Consider the following 17,267-nt stretch of genomic DNA (forward strand, 5'->3'; position numbering starts at 1 on the left):
CTTAATATAAGGCTTTCTTTTTAATATTTGTAGGCCTCATATAATTTGTTTACAAATCACTTATATTTTCTTATCATTAATATAGGTTTTATTTATCAATCTTATAGCAATAGCACTTATTTTTTATCGACATAACATTGATAGTAGATTCATTCAAATCTGTATTTTATATCATCATACAGATACGTGTTTTTTACATGTTAATTATATATTTTATATAGATCTCAATTAATAGGAGGTATTGGGTTTCGCGCTATCGAAAACTACTCAACATGTTAATGTTAATTCCATTTTGTCTTTACCATTATATTCCAAGGGGGTATAACAATGATTGAACATGATACCAATAATACAAACGGACATTCTAGTCATGAAGATATTTTTGAAAAAGCATGGAGAATAACAGAATTCTCAAAATTAGTGGGCCGGCATCATAACACTGTATACAATTGGTTTAATACTCTAGAAGAAAAGGGGATACACGGTACATTAAGAACCAATAATACAAATGAAAAATTATATAACACCCTGGATTTAGACATAGCTTTATTTATAAAGCTAAAGAGGGATGAAAAATGGTCACTAGATGCAATTATTGAGCTTTTACCACATCAATTTGAACTAAGACCCGTTTCTCCAGAAAATCAAACCAGTGAAATCTCAGCTCAATTTAACATGCATGAAATAGCAACTACTATTGAAAGAATAGTAGAGCAAAAGGTTCAAATGCATTTGCAAACTATTGAATTAAAATATCAAGAACAACTTAAAGATACTATACACACTATATTACCTAAACCAGAGGATCCTGAAATGTTAAAAGCGCGCCAAAGACAAGAACGGCTAGATAATATGATAATCCAGCATAGAGCACGTAAGGAATTGAGAAAAAAAGCCGAAAAAGAATGGAGTACACAATCAGAAGAAACTCGTATTAAGAAAGTGGGTTGGTTTAAAAAAAAAGAAGACCTTGCGAAAAAACAACTTTTCATAGAGAACTATATTGATGAGAATATGATTGAACACATGAAAAATACATTAAAAATAGAAAAATAAGCCTGGTAAATTCCAGGCTTATTTTTTTATTCCGCTCCAAACATGGTATCTGGATCCATAAATGCTTCTAATGCTTCATCACTTTTTTTTTCAGATATGTCATCTTCAACTGATTCTAATTCGAAATAATCCCCAAATTTAATATTAAAATCATCATCTAAGTCTTGTTCATTAATAGTAGTAATTTGGGATTTTGTATAATGAATTTGGCTTTGTTTTGCTTTAAATTCATTATATTCTTCAACTAATCCTTTCGATAATCTAGATGGGAGTGCATCTGTTTTATAAAATGTATATACACTCCCCATAAAATCATTTTTACTGACTAAATAGCCATTAAAAACAGTGCCGTTAATAGGGAGTCTGTTTGTCACTTCGACTTTTGCATCATCCATAAATGAATCATCAATATTTTTTTGTTCATCTAAAATTGCTAACATACCAAAATGATGTATCTTTGATGCTTCTAAATCTCCATTTTCATTTGTCTTCATCAGGTCTATGGGGTGATGGAAGGAGCTGCCTTTCAAGGACTCTGTAAACAAATCTACAATCTCTTTACTATTTTCAATTTGATTCATATTCCGCGAAACTTTATTGATTACTAAACAACCTGTTTTTTCCAGTAAAATCCGCTTAAAGTCCTGAGAATCTAGAATTACAGATGTTCCTCCACCATTTGCTGCTGTATTTAACTCATGAATAATATCTCCAATGCGCTGATTTGCATAGTCTCGTGAATTTGTAATGCCCTTTTTCTCATTTTCGTTTAACCCTTTAAACTCATCATAAAAATGTTGATTATCTGCAAATACAATAAATGCAACGCCTTTTGCTGGATTATTTGCTAATTTCCATATTTCTTGAGAAAACTTATTTACTTGTCTTAACACATCTGGTCCATCCGCTCTAACTGGCAGTGTAACTACAATCCCCATTTTAATGAAATCCTTACGCTCTATTGCATTATTAAATGCAATTCTTGCATATTTTTGCTGATTTTCTATTAATTCTTCTCTAGGAATTTTCATGGCCATATTTTTAAGTTCTTCAGCAATTACAGGTTTATTATGATAAGCAGTGAATTCTTCAATCGCTTTAATAATTGTAGATGTACCCGTACCACCACCTAATCCTGCAAAGAATAACACTAATTCGTCAGATGGTCGAACACGCTCCGTTATAAAATTTTTCAACCTATCTTTAGCTTCATCGTTAGATTCTAAAACCTTTATAGCGCGTTCTGGATTCTTACCTAAACCGCCTAATTTCAATGAAACTTGATTACTTTTTGGAACATGTTTCAGTTCTGCTAAATCTCCGTCATTACTATTCAATGCAAGACAATTATAAACTGCTGTACCGTCCGTGTAGGTATATTCAGCAAACTTATCTACCATTCTAGTTCCCGCTTGTCCAAAACCGACCATAGTCATTTTCACCGCTACTTCATTCTTCAAAAATTTTTTCGCCATTATATTATCTCTCCTCTATTCGGTTTATATTTTGTTTACGCTTCTCTAATTCGATTAAAACTTGTTGCCCTCGAATAGTTGAAACCAAAAACTTATATGGGTGCATAATCTTTTCTGTTATTAAGGACATGGCAGCTAAAGTGCCTACACTTCCTTCTGCCGATCTTCTGGAAATGTTAGTCCTTTCAAATTCTAATGAGTAAGACCTACCCCTAGGCTTCTTTACCCTCCTATCAACAACAACATGTTCTACTATCTCATTTATTGAAATACCTCTCATATATTTTGTCTCTTGATATTGTTTATTGACTTGAGATCCTATGTAATGAAACACATTGTAAAGTACAGTGTCTTCTTCAATAATATCTGCAAACATTTCCACAACTTCTTCAGTAAATTTGTTTTGTTTATATTTCCTACTCAATACTTCGTTCAATTTGTCCCCCCCTTAAAATGTTGGTTAATTATTCCTAAAAACATCTTACATCATTATAGGATGTATATCAAGTCATTATAAATAAGTCTTATATATACGTTACAATACATAAAATTAGCCTTAATGTCTTATATATCAACATTAGATATATAAGACGTATATGCAAGTAGTGAATAACATATGTTAATATTAGCGTTCATATAATTAACAATACATATTAAAAAATGAACAAACACACAAAAAACATGTAGGATTCTCTCTGAAATCAAATCTCTAAACTATATCTCCTCAAAATAATATACTTTTATTATAATCATTTCATTATGCAACTTATATATAAGTTGCATAAATACGTCTTATAAAAAAACACTTGTATAGAAAGATTAAATATGAATTTCATACATGTAAAATACAGTATGAAATTCATATAAAACTTATAAACAAGTCTTATTTATAAGTTTTATATGAGCGCCGTATAAATGAACCCGTAAAATATAATTTCTTTTTCTTTTTTTATTTGATATTCAAAAAAGGCAGGGAGTAATAGATTCAGTACGATTCCATAGGTGAATTTGCTCATTTAATAAGAAAAATAGCTTAAACGTTAAACAACTAGAATTAACTAGAGTAAAAAGGAATCATTCAACTCATTGAAAAGGTCACTAATTCGGGAGTAGAAAAGATTGTGATTCTATATAAAAATTTGCACTGTTTTAGCTGTTGACTACGAGAAAAATAAGAATCAGACTCGATAAAAAAACAAAAATATCAAATTTCTCGTGCATATGAAATAAGTTGTGATAGACATGTTGAATAGCAAAGAAATGCTGAAGAATAAACGCGGATCAAAAAATATTGCACAACAAAAGGTATATACCTTCAAAATAAAAACATAGTATAAATATAAAAATAGGAGGAACGTCATTGTTATGTTAAGTTGTCCTTAACTTAATAGTTGTCTCTAGAATCTTCAGAATACTACATAAACTTGTGACTTATTTTTATTTATTTGTCTACTTTTTAAATTAAGTTTTATCAATTTCATATTAACTAACAGCGGTATGAAGCACGTAAACTCCGCCAACATCGATTTGCGAATTCAACGATAGGCGGAGATGTACTTCTGTTTAGCATACACTCTACTTCTTATTCTCCCACGAAAGAGGCATCAGAAAGTTTAACACGTTCATATTTTGTCTCAGATACAATCTAATACAGAAACGGCAACATGTATTCATATAAGATTTGGAATTTTTTCTTAATCATTAAGTGAGGGGAGGGGGGGCCAAACATAATAAAGCCTATATATTTCAGTTATATACAAAGCGCACATAATCAAATCTGACTAAGCGTGAAGGAAGATATGAGAAATACAATATAAATTAAGAACAACTAAATAAACAAAAGCTTCCTATACAACCTATATAGTAAATGGAAGTATTATGCATTCATATTAAAGTAGCAAAACTCAAATCATGTGAATTTTCTATACCATCTGATAGTAAATACTTTGTATCTACCTTGACTGAATACGAACAAATGTAGACACTTCATGGTAACTATTGAAAACCTAAACACGAAAGGGCTGTCATAATCACTTCATTTCAGGTAATATGTGGGTAATAATTGCTCAGATATATTCAATTCGTTAACTAGCACTAACCAGAGCCCCTAATTTTAACGCACTATCCGAAAAAATTCTCCTTCCACAAGCATGTGAAGGGCGCTAGACCAACGGTAGGGGGATATGAATTTCGGTTCGGCGTAGCCAAAAAGAACTTGGCTTGGCTTTTTATTTTTTTGTTTTTATTTTGATATAATTAGTCTTATCAAAATAAAAGGTTGGTATATCAATGCAATGAGATCGTAATCATCATGCAGTATTCTTATTGCATGATCCTCTTGTGTTAGTTGTAAAATATAGAAGAAATGTATTGATGATACTATATCAAACTATGCAACAGACATGTTTGTACGACTGTCTAAAACATACAATGTAACTTTAGTCGGATGGCATCATGGTGTAGACCATGCTCCGACTTTGTTCAAGGTACATCCCAATACAGAAACGACAAAGGTAACTACTCAGCTTCTTCAAATAAAAAAACAGGCCAAATACATGTTTCCGATTCGAAAACATGAAAAGAAAATACTCCAATCAGAGAAAGAATCTATGCCAAATAGAGAAATTCTCTTATGAAGTCGTGTTATTCCAAGGAACCGTTCTAGTTTCTATGACTTGGTTTATCGCTTGTAAGACCGATTGTTTTTGTTTTTTCATGGTACTCATAAAGCTTCGTATCTGACAAAAAGATTCTGCGCCTTTCTTACTTCGGAAAGTCCCAGACACTTTCTGTTTTACTTTCGTCATCCGAATATCCCGTTCTGCTTGATTGTTATCAAATGGAATGGCTGGATGTTCTAAAAACCCTAGAATTCTGTCAGAATACTTGACGAAGCGATTCCATAAATTTTGAGAAGGCGTCTGCTTTCCTTTCTTCTTTTGTTTCGTGGAAAGAATCTGTTGTTCTTTCAATATGGATTGATACATAATAAACAGATTCTTTTGCGTCGCTTTTGGCATGGTACCTTCGGATTGCTTTTTCATCGTCAACGCTTGCGTTAGAAATTTCTGCATCTGTTGTGCCCATTGTTCTCCAGTACTATCTATAATTCCTTGTAAATCTCGTAAGAGATGGGCATTACATAAAACGTGACGACAATCTGTATACGCATCATACGATTTCCAACCATCATGCATCGCAATTCCAGAAAAAGATGGCAAGATTTCTCCAGCATCCATTGCTTCTTTTCCACGTTTTTGATGAATATGTTGCAATGTCACCTCCGGTGTACTGGCAGTATGTAACCATTGTGTTTTGTTTTCTACACGCATACCAGTTTCATCAAAATGGACAACAGGAGACTGCAGAATCTTTTCCTTTACTTCTTTTATGAATGGCTGCAATTGAGAAGCGAAAGCCTGTGTATGATTTACCAGGGTTCCTTCGCTTATAGAATGTCCAAAACAATCCTGAAAGAATTCTTTTGTTCGCTTCAAAGAAATGCATTGATAATGCGTTAAATAGGGAATCAGTCTTTTTATATTTGGACCATATTGAACAGGACGAGATACTGTCGAAGGAAATTGGGCTTCTTGGATAGAATGGCAATGTGGGCATTCTTTCTGTTCTACTTTATGTTCTGTCACTTCGATCTGAATAGGTGGTAAGTCATACACTTGGCGAATGCGATACCCTTTTACAGGCTCGTGGTTCAAGGAAGTATGACAACAAGTACAATATGTAGGAGAATGTGTAATCGTATGATCTGGAGTCGCTGTCAAACCAAGAGTATGTCCCTTGTGGCCCAACTGGCCACCCGTTTGACGATGAGACGGTTTGCGCAAACTTTTTGTAACAGGCTTACCCAAACCATCTGTAGAAGGTGGCTTATGACTATTTTTGGAGTTTTTTTTTGAAGCATTTTCTAGTTCTTGTATACGTTTTTCTAACTTAGAAAATGTTTCTTCAAATAAAGAAATAACAGCTTCAGGTCCTTTTTTATATGTATCTAAAATAATTTTTCGATCGACCATAAGATTCACCTCCCCTGTTTGATATACTCAGTATTTACAAATGGGAGGCATATGAAACTAGTAAAATTTAAAAAAGACACCGAAAGGTGGCTGAGTAGTTACAAAGATTCATTGTTTTGTCCATCACGTTTGCTTTCTTATTTGTGCAAAGATTTTGGTGAACTATAAGGATTTCTATATGTACTAGGAGCAGTCGATGTGTCCACTTCATTCTTAAATCACACTCCATATAGATGGAACACTTATAGAGCATTCTGTTTTTTTTGATATTGTACCTTTAAACAAAATAACAAAAAGAGGATAGGAATGTAGATATAGATTAAATAAAAGGTAAAATGAGAAGTTTGTGTAATAAATGTATTAATCGTATGTCGATCTTGTAGCTGGCATGCGATGGCAATCAGTATCCCTATCAAGACAAGCAATATATATCTTTGGCGAATAGCGAATATTTCTCGTATACCACGTGTACAAGCCCAGATGGGTAAAATGATACTGGTAATCATCCCCCATGCATATCCGGATACCATAATATACTCTAATCTTTGTATGAAAGGGAACGTAATCAATTGAGAAAGAGAAAGTTGGGACCAAATTTTATGTGCAAGCATGTTTTCGTTAAAACAGGCTAATGCCGAAACAATAGTCAAGAGGTAGAGCGAATTAGAAAAAAGCAATCCATATTGCGCAAATCTATGGGATTCTTTCGGATTATGAATAAAAGGATATATCATGAGAATGATTTCTGATCCTGCCATCGTATAAATGGACTTTTGCATAGCATCGCCAATATCTTGTATCGAATGATTCCAAATCGGTAAAAAACTATCCATCTCACCATAGTTCATGGTGCAGTATATACATAAGAAAATATATAATATAGACATAAAAATAGAGAGTACACAGATTGCAGTCATGATTCGAAATCCAGATGAAACGATATAATACACTAATATTGATATTAAGTCAATAAAATAGACACAGATAATTCCAGTTATGCAGCCTTTAATTCGTACATGCGTTCTTTTTGAATTGGTGACAAATAATCATTCGCTGAATGAATTCTTTTACGATTATAGAAAATTTCAATGTATTCCCAAATATCTTGCTGTGCTTGAGCACGTGTTGCGTATTGTTGCTGATAAATAAGCTCTTTTTTTAGGACACCATGAAATGATTCAATACAAGCATTATCATAACAATTTCCTTTTCTACTCATGCTACAGTTCATGCCATACTGTTGTAATTGACTTTGATAATCCAGAGAAGCGTATTGGCTTCCTCGATCAGAATGATGCAAGACAAAACCTTCCGGTTTTTGACGAAAATAGGCTTGTTGTAAAGCCTTTAATACCAATTTTTTTGTCATCGTATGATCAGCATGCCAGCCCACAATTTTTCTAGAATACAAGTCCATCAGACTTGCTACATACAACCACCCTTCTTTCGTCGGTACATAAGTAATATCGGCTACCCAAACTTGATTTGGCTTTTCTACCTTGAATTGACGATTTAGCACATTGTCATGTACCGGATAAGAATGTTTGGAATTTGTAGTAGCTTTATATTTTTTTACAGTTCTTGATTGTAGCCCTTGTTCTTTCATGATTCTTGCTACTGTTTTTTGTGAGATACGTCTTCCTTTTTGGCGTAACATGGACGTTACTTTAGGACTTCCATATAAAGAACGAGATTCTAAGAAAATACAGTGTATTTCTTTGGTGACCTGTTCTCTTTGTGCTTGTCTGGGACTTTTCGTATGATGTTTCCATTTGTAATATCCGCTTCGGGATACATGTAGAACTTGGCACATCTTCTCCACTCGGTATGTGAAGCGGTATCGATGGATAAATTGAAATTTTACCGATGGTCTTTCGCGAAAAAGTGCATTGCCTTTTTTAAAATTGCATTTTCTTCCTCTAAGTCTCGAATACGTTGTTCCATCTCTTTTGTTTGTTAATCTTCAGAACGGAATGTTCGTTGTTTTGTAACTTTAGGCTCTTGCTTATATTTCTTTACCCAACCATGAAGGGTATTTACTGAAACCCCTAATTCTCGGGCAACTTGAGCTACGGACTTTCCTGTTGTAAAGATATGTTTTACGCTTTGGCGTTTAAATTCTTCTTCATATTGTTTTATTTTCCCCATGTAAACACCCCATTTGGTTCATTTTTTTTATAGTAACCTGTGTCTACTTTTTAGTCTAACATCATATACACATAACCGTGGCAAGGATAAAAGTAGACGCGGTAGGAAACATCCATACTTGTACAATTTCAATATAAGTGCGTAAGATAGAAGCACTCACAATAAAAAAATAGAGGAGAAATAGTAAATTTAAACCTGTACCAAATAATTTTCCAAACATATAAGTTTGGAGTTCTAAAATACTGCCATTTATCCAAGAAAGCATACGATATATCATCCACATCAAAATATGGAGAACAATTCCTGCTAGTAAAACGCCTATCCATGCATCATAATCTGCTTGTTCAGCTGCAATTCTAGAAAAACCTAGGACACCAGCTCCAAATTGGGCACTATGGATTAAAAAAGTGTATAGATGGTAGATACTTGATATGCTGGGTTTACTTTCATTATTTTTATACTCCTATTGATTTTTGTATGGTGTAAAAAAGAAATCATGAGATAAAAGTTCCGGGTAGATCTCCTCGTGTACTATTTTGGTAATGTAGAACCGGAGTGTGTAATATTGGGGTTTACATGGATACGGATTTGACATGTAGTGAAATATTGTTTTCCATTTTTTATAGTCTTTACGCTGATATACATCTCCTATTCCTAAGACATCTAGTTTATATTGTTTTTGTATGCGCTGTATCGTACTTTGTAATTGTTCTGTCATTTTCTTTGCTAGTAAGTTATGTAATTGTTCTACTGAAAAATGACGATACAAAGAGGGATGTATTTCTGAAAATTTTCCATCTACTGTCACGTATATATCTATATTAGGATGTTTTGGATTCTTAATATCTAGTTTCATACGATGGTGTACACGTTGAAATTCATATGTAATGGGTTGTTTCTGCATTGAAATGGTAAAAATTCCTCTTACCTGTGAACCAGTCATGTAATTTAAGGAGGCTGTATCTTTTGCAGGTAAAATTGTAACGAGACGGTTATCTTTTCCTCTAAATAAAGCCGCCCCACTTAATGCTATTCCTTCTTTTGTTTGAAATAAAGCGGGAAGTACAAAGCTTTTCTTGGCAAGGATCTTACTATGAATATCACCAATTCGTTTTTTCTCTACCATTTGTGCATTTTTTTGTGTATGTTCTGATAACATGTCAACGTATTTGGCAGGTAAATATTCAGGACCTGCATTTTGATCTAAAATATGTTGTAACATATACGGTGTTTGTAGGAGTTTGTCAGAGAAAATAATCACTTGTATGTGTGGGAAAAATAAAGGGCGACTAATTTTTTTTGCAATCATGCGGAAATGAGAAAAAATACTTTCTCCTGTAGCACTTAAATTAATATAATTTTTTTGTGTAGATGTGCCACGCTCTGAGGTACTAAGTGTATTAGGTAATACCATTTGATAGGTTCCTTTGATTCCCGACCCTCGTGCCTGATCATAAGCGGCGCCAACAACAAATCCTAATTCTTCGATTTCTCTTCGTTCCGCACACGCACACAATAGACAAAGAAGGGAACTAGCAAAAATGAGTTTCAGAATCGCTTTCATATACACTCCTTCTATTAAGAATTGGTATGTATAATAGCGTGTGTTGTTTGAAGTATAAATATGTAAGAAAACAGAAATATGACTCGCATAGAATGGGTTTTTGCAATAAAAATGGGGTGATTTTATTTGTCACCTATCTTAGAGAGCCAATGTAAAGGGATTCAAGTAAAAAAATACTAGGATGTTATTGTACAACCCACACTCATATGATGTTTAGCATTGTACGACATATAAGAATGAGATACAGAAATAATCCTGCGAGAAGTATATATTTCATATAAGTTGTATCATAGAAATCACTAAAAAGAATGATACCTATAATGGTAATCAACATAATAGATAATAAAACGACTGGATGCAAATAGAGCGGATTTTTGGTTACATAGATGACGTAACAAGAAAAAGAAATCATGAATAATAAGAAAGCAACGAAATTAGATTTATACATGCGAGAATTCCTTTCTCAAAAAAATATGTAAGTATTGACGAATTGCAGCGAATCCGTATGTGTTTCGTACGAAGGATGTCGAATCAAACATTTGTTTAAAACATAAAAATTGAGATAGAGGTCCTCTATCGTCGATACATCAACATTTTACTGTCATGGAAATTCCCTTGATAGGCAGTGTGTACTCGCCATATGTTGCAATTGAGTCATGGGATAGTAAAAAATATAAAAAAAGATTGAGCGAATTCGCTCAATCTTCCAAATAACAGCTTACCATAGCTTATAAAATATAATATCAAACATGCATCTGTTTGTCCTGATATTTCTGTTATTTCGCATCTTCAAATACATGCAATGCATCTTTACGGAGCGTATCTTTTTCGGTATCTGACTTTTTGAAGTCGCCAGGAATATATCAAACTCATTACTACAATTGTATCTGAAATGGTTGAGAAAAAGAAAAGTACAACAGATATCAAGGCGAACCTTCTAAGTGTAGTGAAAAAGAGAAACCACTAAAATATTCTGAATTTTTAAAAATATTTATGTGTGGAATAACTAAAACGATTCATTGGGCTTCACGTACATTGCAATTCCGTTTATGGTAACTGGAAAGTCACCACGTTTAAAAGTTCGTGCCGTATTAACCGACACATATAATCGCAATTTCGACTTGTTGAAGCACAAGTTAGGCAGACTTCGTATCACAAAGAAATCTGCTCAAGGTATCGCTCAAATATCTTGAAAAGAAATGTTGCAATAAAATCTACTAGGTTTTGTATCAATACTACAGTTATTATTTCTCAATTATAATTGTGTAACAACTGTGCTATATTTTTATTACTCTAATTATGAAAGAAGGTGAAAATATGGGTGCTGCAAGAATGCTAACTGGTACAAAAGTTACAAAACCGGAATTAACACAACAAGAAAAAAAACAAGTAACAAAATAATGAAGTGAAGTCAATTCAATTCATAAGATCTAACATGCTACGTATATTTGTATACATGTTAGATCTTTTGTATAGGGAGTGGAATATGTGTACATTTGGGAACGAGAAACATCTATGCAAAATGCTTACCATAAAGCTATTACTGTCATTCAACAATCTGGATTATCTTATGAAAAAAATGTGATAGGAGATACCATATATACAACTCATATTACGCTTAGAAATGCACAAAATGAAGTGGTAAGTTCAGGTACGGGAAAAGGATTAGGAGAAACAAGTGAGATAGGTGCTTTATTTGAGGCCCTGGAACATTACTATACCGAAAAAGATGCATTACATAATTGCTGTACATTTCCTTCTCATAGGATTCCTGAAATTGAAACATTTAATCGGGAATGTATTATACAACTATTATATACGGAGAGGGAAGACGTTTTACTATGCCGTAAGTACACTTCTTTAAAAAAAAACAAACAACATGTATGGTACCCTCTTTTTATTACAAATCCATATTATGCTGAAAATGTTACTCATCCAGACGACTCTTTTAATTATAAAAAGTTAAAGCGATATAGTAGTAATAGTGGGATTGCTATCGGTTCTACTTTTTATGAAGCTCTTATTCACGCAACAAATGAGGTGATTGAGCGTGACGCGTGGTCATTATTTTTGTTAAAGCATTATTACTATCAAAATAAAAGTATTTTACAAATAATGGACCTAAATACATTTCCAAGTGAACTAAAAACACTTATGAAAAATGCTGTCAGTGAAATAGGTAAAAATATTATTTTACTCAATATTACAACAGAAACAAATATACCAACTATCCTTGCTGTAAGCTTAAATGGAAATATTCCCTATGTGGGTTTAGGGACCTCTCTCTACTTAGAATATGCTATCACTCGTGCAATAACGGAATTAGTTCAAACGTGTCATATGATACGTTTGTTTCCCGAACAAGCTAATGAAGAAAGAGTAGCTATATTAGAAGCTCTAAAAGAATATCCCCAACATTACAGATGCGCAGAGTTTAATACACAACGGCTATGGAATGTGGAATCTAGACAGGTTTCTTTTGATTCTATCTGCTCATTTCCACATCAATCTCTTGAAAAATATATTCAAGAACTAAAAATTAGGTTAAATGATTGTGGATTTGATATCTATTATTCTATCCTCGCGTCTTTTAATAATAATACACATATTGTAAACACTCTTATTCCGAATATGGAACGCTTCTTTTTAAATTATGAAGGGTATTTTGTACTCCCTTCGGATCGAGGACACGTACTGCATCAATAGAGGCTTGTTAAAAATAAGGAGGGTAACCACAGTTAGTTTATATTTATAAAAATCTATAAGTAACGATAAAATATTTATAGATGAAAATATTGATATAGTAAAATAGTTTCGTGAGGTGAGAAACATGAAACTATATTCAATTGGTGATTTTGCAGAAAAGATAGGTAGGACGGAACAAACTCTTAGGAATGGGGATAAAAATAATAAATTCAAACCACATCATGTTTCTGTTGGTGGCACTCGCTATTATTCGCAGGAACAACTTAATCATTTTCTAGGGATTCGCAATAAAGAAGAAATAACTAAAAAGGTGATAGGCTATTGTAGAGTTAGTTCCCATAAGCAGAAAGATGATTTAGAAAGACAAATTGAAAATGTGAAAATGCTGATATGTAGGATTCGTTGTATCCGAATTTACGCTCTCGGAGTGTTATATCAAACAAAAGTAGCTTCGGCAAAATTAGACACGTAGAACAGGGAAATAAACATGATGTATAGATTTTTTATAAGTTTATGGCAACGGTAAGATATACAGAAGGTAAAGTCTTTTTGTGGAATCTTAAGTGACGATTTCAAAAGTTGATGTATAAATAACATACATCCTTAGGCCATACAATGCGATTCTTCTTCTAACAGGGTAACAAGAAATTACAGTCCTTTTTGAACGAGAAAGCACATCGCCTTTAGGTATAGGATGAAAGTGAGGTTGGAGACAGAGTGCTACTAAAAATTGTAAGGGTTGTGGCACTCTCAGTATCCAAAATGTGGGTATCGTTTTGTTGTAGTTTTTATTAAACGGATACATGATGAATGATTATAGAAGAACATTTTACAGAATTGGTTCAAGAAGTATGCAATGAGCTGGATGTTGTAATTATCGCAATGAAATGTGACGAAGATCATGTTCACTTGTTCTTGCATACATTACCGGCATTGATACGATAGCAAAATCAAAGGAGTGACTTCTTAAAAAAGTAAGAGAGAAATTTCTTGCTCTTCAGTACTTGCCAAGCCTGTGGCCACGTTTCGATTTTGGTACTATTGCTGGAAATGGATTAAGTGAGACCATACAATAGTATGTAGAAAGTCTAAAAACAAGAGGGTGAAACTTGTGACGCAAACCATGACGGTCAAAATTAAATTACTTCCGACAAAAGAATAAACCAGGCTATTGAAACAAAGTAGTCAAGAGTATATCAAATTCATTACTACATTTGTATCTGAAATGGTTGAAGAAAAGAGAAGAACAAAGAAAAGTATAAAGGATATCAAAGCCGATCTTCCAAGTGAAAGATCAAGCGATTACAGATGTAAGTAATATTTTCTGCAAAAGTGAAAAGAGTAACTACCAAATCGTTCGGACTTTAAAAAGACCCGTTTGTGTGTGGAACAAATAAAACGTTTTATCTTAATACACATACGTTTCAATCCGTTTTATGGTAAATGGAAAGTCAACCTGTTTAAAAGTTTGTGTCTAATAACCAATACATATAATCGCAATATCGACTTGTTGAAGCCGTTCCGCCCTTTTATAAGAATATCTTTTCTTCGTTTTTACTGTCATATCCTGATATGTACTATTATTTAAAACCTTTTTATTTAAATCTAGGACGATGGCGTTGTCTTTATTGTAGGTCTTAGCATCGACAAGTAAAGTTTTATTTTTAAAATTTAAACAATCAGTGTCATAGAAATATGCTTCTGTGACACTTTGTCGTCAATATCAATTTCATTTCATATTTTAATGAATTTCGGTTTGGCGTAGCCAAAAGGTTTTCCTTTTTATTTTGCCTCTGATATAATCAGTCGTATAAATTATAAAGGATGTTATATAAATGAAATGAGATAGTAATAACCATTCAGTATTCTTGTTGAATTATCACCTTGTGTTGGTCGTGAAATACAGAAGAAATGTGTTTGATGATGATATATCAAACTATGCAAAAGATATGTTTGTTCGACTATCTGAAAACTATAACATCACATGAGTTGAATGGAATCATGATGTAGACCATGTTCAAGTTTTATTCAAGGCACACCCTAATACAGAAATGACAAAATTCATCAATGCTTATAAAAGTGCAAGTTCTCGACTTATGAAAAGAGACTTTCTACAAGTGAAAAAGAAACTTTGGAAAGAGATGTTTTGGTCAAGAAGTTTTTGCTTGCGAACTATTGGTGGTTCGCCAATAGACGTAGTAAAAACATATATTGAAAATCAAAGTGAAAAGTGAGGTAAAATGATAGGGCAAAGCAGAATAAAGCATATACATTCCGTTTGTATCCAACAGAAGACCAAGCACACCTTATGCGTAAAACCTTCGGTTGTGTACGTTTCGTGTATAACAGAATGTTAGCTGAACGGTCATATCAAATTGCTAAAACTGAAAATGGTACGTATCAAACAGCATAGAGAAATACGACAAGACCATATAATTAAGTCATGTACTATGTGTCCATTTTGCCTGTATATGAAAAAGAAATCGTACAAAAAGAAGTAGAAACAGTTGTTGGATTAGACTTTGCGATGGATCAATTATACGTCAGTTCTGAGGATGAGAGAGCCAATTATCCTAAATTCTATCGTGAAATATTAGACCGATTAGCAAATGCTCAACGAGCATTATCAAGACGTACAAAAGGTTCAGGTCGTTGGAATAAACAACGTATCCGTGTAGCTAAGCTGCATGAAAAAGTAGCAAATCAACGTAAGAACTTCCTTCATCATAAATCTAAAGAGCTAGCGACTCATTTTGATGTTGTAGCTATTGAAGATCTAAATAGGAAGGGCATATCGCAAGCACTTCATTTTGGAAAAAGCGTCGCTGATCATGCTTGGGGTATGTTCACTTCTTACCTAGCTTATAAACTACATGAACAAGGCAAACAGCTTGTGAAAATAGATAAATGGTTTCCTTCCACCAAAACATGTAGCAGTTGTGGAAATGTAAAACATATGTCATTGTCTGAGCGAGTCTATTCTTGTATATGCGGTGTAAATCTCGATAGAGATGTAACGCAGCTATCAATATCAAAAATGAAGTAATACGCCTATTAGCGTTAACATAGATAGTAATAAAATAACCTTTGTTAGCTAGGCTGTCTTAGGACGTTAAGTGGCGGGTAGTTCACAAACTCAAAAAAGTGATACAGAACTCATAAACCATGATTTAAACAGGGAAATTTTTAAAACATATTATTTTTAGAATGTTTAATAATAATATATTAATCGGAGATGCTGGCCCTATCCCTCATAGAAGAAATCCATCCACTAATTACAATCCCAATAAATATAGTCCAAAATAGGGTTTTCCAAGTTGTAGATTCCGGAAAGGAATGTGCAATCATGCTTAAAGGAGAATGGGCTAATGCATATACTGCTAGCTTAATACCAACCCAGCCTATGACTAAAGATACCGTAATGTTTAATTTTGGTCTACTCTTTATTATTTTCTCGAAGGCAGAAGTAGAAAAGCGCATAATGATTAAACCAATCATACCGCCTATTAAAACAAGAGAAAATTGACCTATATCAAGTTCACCAATAGTACCTAAGTTTGTTTTAGGTAAATTCATCGTTAATGCCACCGCTACGAAAATAGAATCAATAGCAAACGCAAGATCAATGAGTTCAACTTTTAAGAGTATCCGCCAAAAATCTTCTTGTTTTTTTATATGCTTTCCTTTCGTTGCTTGTTGATTTTCCTTTTCAAATAAATTCTTTGTAGCTATATACAGTAAATAAAGTGATCCTAGCGCTTGTACTTGCCATAAATCAAGAAGTAAGGAAATCATGCATAATGCTATAAATCGGAATATTAATGCTCCTGTCAAACCGTAAAATAATTCTTTTTTTCGTTGGTTTTCTGGTAATTTTTTCATAAGAAAAGCAAACACAATCGCATTATCAATAGTTAAAACACCTTCTAAAATAATTAAAATCAGTAATGCCCAAATATATTCTATTAACAATAACATCTTCCTTTCTTTAGTAAAGTGAAATGCGAATCAAGCGATAGTTTTCCATGCTATCCGTAAAATTATCCGGTATTTGCATCTGTTGTATGTAAAAAGGAGTTTGAGTTTCTGTTATGGAAACGTACGAACAGTTACTGTAGTGGTATTTGAGGGCTTTCTTGTGTCAAGATAGACAATATCGAATACAGAGTATTAGTAAAAAAATTTAAAAATAACTAAAAATCATCTAACAGCATGGAAAATACGGCAAGATTTTAATAAAAGTTTGTGGTTAATATCAAATGGACAACTGATTTTAAGAGAAAA

General features: G+C 33.1%; 10 protein-coding genes and 6 pseudogenes. 8 read left to right on the forward strand and 8 right to left on the reverse strand.

The features are described from left to right. The first annotated feature begins 327 nt into the window (after nt 1-327). Complete coding sequence (locus AC3WVZ_RS30980; RefSeq protein ID WP_233936695.1) at nt 328-1,056, forward strand: terminase gpP N-terminus-related DNA-binding protein; 729 nt, start codon at nt 328-330, stop codon at nt 1,054-1,056. A gap of 26 nt (nt 1,057-1,082) precedes the next feature. On the opposite strand, the gene AC3WVZ_RS30985 is transcribed toward AC3WVZ_RS30980, so the two are convergent. Together AC3WVZ_RS30985 and AC3WVZ_RS30990 are read right to left on the reverse strand one after the other, a co-directional pair. Continuing rightward, nucleotides 1,083-2,531, reverse strand: coding sequence for an FtsZ/tubulin family protein (locus AC3WVZ_RS30985; RefSeq protein ID WP_233936696.1), 1,449 nt, complete (start codon nt 2,529-2,531; stop codon nt 1,083-1,085). Between the two features lie 4 nt (nt 2,532-2,535). Then, complete coding sequence (locus AC3WVZ_RS30990) at nt 2,536-2,967, reverse strand: hypothetical protein (protein WP_078187463.1); 432 nt, start codon at nt 2,965-2,967, stop codon at nt 2,536-2,538. Between the two features lie 1,889 nt (nt 2,968-4,856). Here AC3WVZ_RS30990 and AC3WVZ_RS30995 point away from each other — a divergent pair. Next, a pseudogene (locus tag AC3WVZ_RS30995) lies at nt 4,857-5,044 on the forward strand (transposase); the annotation flags it as partial. Nucleotides 5,045-5,161: 117 nt separating this feature from the next. On the opposite strand, the gene tnpC reads toward AC3WVZ_RS30995, so the two are convergent. The 5 genes and pseudogenes from tnpC to AC3WVZ_RS31020 form a co-directional block, all read right to left on the reverse strand. Further along, on the reverse strand, nt 5,162-6,565 hold the full coding sequence (gene tnpC, locus AC3WVZ_RS31000; protein ID WP_233935200.1) for an IS66 family transposase: 1,404 nt from the start codon (nt 6,563-6,565) through the stop codon (nt 5,162-5,164). A gap of 242 nt (nt 6,566-6,807) precedes the next feature. Further along, on the reverse strand, nt 6,808-7,575 hold the full coding sequence (locus tag AC3WVZ_RS31005) for a GerAB/ArcD/ProY family transporter (RefSeq protein ID WP_345743030.1): 768 nt from the start codon (nt 7,573-7,575) through the stop codon (nt 6,808-6,810). After that, nucleotides 7,560-8,704: pseudogene (locus tag AC3WVZ_RS31010) on the reverse strand (IS3 family transposase). The gene AC3WVZ_RS31005 and the pseudogene AC3WVZ_RS31010 overlap by 16 nt, the downstream one beginning before the upstream one ends. 70 nt (nt 8,705-8,774) lie before the next feature. Continuing rightward, nucleotides 8,775-9,146 carry a GerAB/ArcD/ProY family transporter gene (locus tag AC3WVZ_RS31015; protein WP_345743031.1) on the reverse strand — a complete coding sequence of 124 codons (372 nt, stop codon included), beginning with the start codon at nt 9,144-9,146 and terminating at the stop codon, nt 8,775-8,777. Nucleotides 9,147-9,176: 30 nt separating this feature from the next. After that, nucleotides 9,177-10,277, reverse strand: coding sequence for a Ger(x)C family spore germination protein (locus AC3WVZ_RS31020; protein WP_233936698.1), 1,101 nt, complete (start codon nt 10,275-10,277; stop codon nt 9,177-9,179). An 892-nt stretch (nt 10,278-11,169) separates the two neighbouring features. Between AC3WVZ_RS31020 and AC3WVZ_RS31025 the strand changes: the two are divergent. The 6 genes and pseudogenes from AC3WVZ_RS31025 to AC3WVZ_RS31050 all read left to right on the forward strand — a co-directional run. Then, nucleotides 11,170-11,467, forward strand: a pseudogene (locus tag AC3WVZ_RS31025) (RNA-guided endonuclease TnpB family protein); the annotation flags it as partial. 298 nt (nt 11,468-11,765) lie between these two features. Further along, nucleotides 11,766-12,983 (forward strand): YcaO-like family protein, encoded by a 1,218-nt coding sequence (locus AC3WVZ_RS31030; protein WP_233936699.1) that lies wholly within the window; start codon nt 11,766-11,768, stop codon nt 12,981-12,983. Nucleotides 12,984-13,107: 124 nt separating this feature from the next. Then, nucleotides 13,108-13,455: a recombinase family protein gene (locus AC3WVZ_RS31035; protein ID WP_282082064.1), complete on the forward strand. Its 348-nt coding sequence runs from the start codon at nt 13,108-13,110 to the stop codon at nt 13,453-13,455. Nucleotides 13,456-13,799: 344 nt separating this feature from the next. Next, nucleotides 13,800-14,059: pseudogene (locus tag AC3WVZ_RS31040) on the forward strand (transposase); the annotation flags it as partial. A gap of 792 nt (nt 14,060-14,851) precedes the next feature. Further along, nucleotides 14,852-15,217, forward strand: a pseudogene (gene tnpA, locus AC3WVZ_RS31045) (IS200/IS605 family transposase). A 44-nt stretch (nt 15,218-15,261) separates the two neighbouring features. Further along, nucleotides 15,262-16,052, forward strand: a pseudogene (locus tag AC3WVZ_RS31050) (RNA-guided endonuclease InsQ/TnpB family protein). 156 nt (nt 16,053-16,208) lie between these two features. Here the strand turns inward: AC3WVZ_RS31050 and AC3WVZ_RS31055 are convergent. After that, entirely contained in the window at nt 16,209-16,961 is a 753-nt protein-coding gene (locus AC3WVZ_RS31055; RefSeq protein ID WP_233936701.1) for a TerC family protein, read from the reverse strand. Between the last annotated feature and the right edge of the window lie 306 nt (nt 16,962-17,267).

This window comes from Bacillus sp. CPT56D-587-MTF, from assembly GCF_058792335.1.

Coding starts and splice junctions, on each gene's coding strand:
- AC3WVZ_RS30980 (WP_233936695.1), top strand. CDS start 328: ATGATTGAACATGATACCAATAATACAAACGGACATTCTAGTCATGAA.
- AC3WVZ_RS30985 (WP_233936696.1), bottom strand. CDS start 2,531: ATGGCGAAAAAATTTTTGAAGAATGAAGTAGCGGTGAAAATGACTATG.
- tnpC (WP_233935200.1), bottom strand. CDS start 6,565: ATGGTCGATCGAAAAATTATTTTAGATACATATAAAAAAGGACCTGAA.
- AC3WVZ_RS31020 (WP_233936698.1), bottom strand. CDS start 10,277: ATGAAAGCGATTCTGAAACTCATTTTTGCTAGTTCCCTTCTTTGTCTA.
- AC3WVZ_RS31035 (WP_282082064.1), top strand. CDS start 13,108: ATGAAACTATATTCAATTGGTGATTTTGCAGAAAAGATAGGTAGGACG.
- AC3WVZ_RS31055 (WP_233936701.1), bottom strand. CDS start 16,961: ATGTTATTGTTAATAGAATATATTTGGGCATTACTGATTTTAATTATT.